Here is a 767-nt window from a genome sequence, read left to right on the forward strand (position 1 = left end):
AGGAAGAAGATCAGCAGCAGGAACACGACGTTGATCATTGGCACGATGGATTCGGCCCGGGGCTTGCGCGCCGGAGGGGCGAAGCTCATCTGTTTCGTGGCACGGGCCATGGTCACTCCACCAGCACGATATTCGTATGCCCGGCCCCGCGCAGGGCCGTGACGACGTCGACCACGCGCTGCAGCGGCGCCTGGTCCTGGCCGCGCAGGATCACGGTGTCGGCGGGGTTGGCCGACAGGTCCTGCAGGGCGGGCAGCAGCGCCTCGGCGGTGATCTCGACCCCGTTCAGCTTCAGGCCCTCGGGCAGTACATCCACAAGGCGCGGCGCGCCCTGGTAGCCACTGCCCCCCTGCGAGGCCAGCGGCAGCGGCAGCACCTCGTCGGTGCCGAAACGCGAGGCCAGCATGAAGAAGACCAGCAGCAGGAACACCACGTCGATCATCGGCGTCAGAGAGGGCTTGCGGCGCGGTCGCGGGGTATCATCCACGAAGGACATCAGACGGTCCGTCCCGGCTTACTGGGCGGCCAGCTTGGCGACGTTCTCGCCCATGCCGTCGCCGGGAAGGTCGGCGACGAAGATGCGGGCCGAGAGATCCTCGAGATCGGTGCGCAGGTTGTCCAGCACCGCCTCGAACCAGGTCAGCGCCGCCGAGGCCGGGATCGCCACGGCCATGCCCGCGGCGGTGGTCAGCAGGGCTTCCCAGATGCCCCCGGCCAGCATCGAGGGATCGGCGTTCGAGCCGGCCTCCTGCAGCGCCTGGAAGGCC

General features: G+C 69.0%; 2 protein-coding genes. Both read right to left on the bottom strand.

Features of this window, described 5'->3' with window-relative positions; all coding sequences use genetic code 11:
- Positions 1-112 precede the first annotated feature (112 nt).
- On the bottom strand, positions 113-496 hold the full coding sequence (locus OS124_RS0113725; RefSeq protein ID WP_010140284.1) for an ExbD/TolR family protein: 384 nt from the start codon (positions 494-496) through the stop codon (positions 113-115).
- 18 nt (positions 497-514) lie between these two features.
- A partial coding sequence (locus OS124_RS24705; RefSeq protein WP_010140285.1) for a MotA/TolQ/ExbB proton channel family protein occupies positions 515-767 on the bottom strand: 253 nt, incomplete at its 5' end.

The sequence above is a fragment of the Oceanicola sp. S124 genome (assembly GCF_000220565.1).
Taxonomy (GTDB): Bacteria; Pseudomonadota; Alphaproteobacteria; order Rhodobacterales; family Rhodobacteraceae; genus Pseudooceanicola.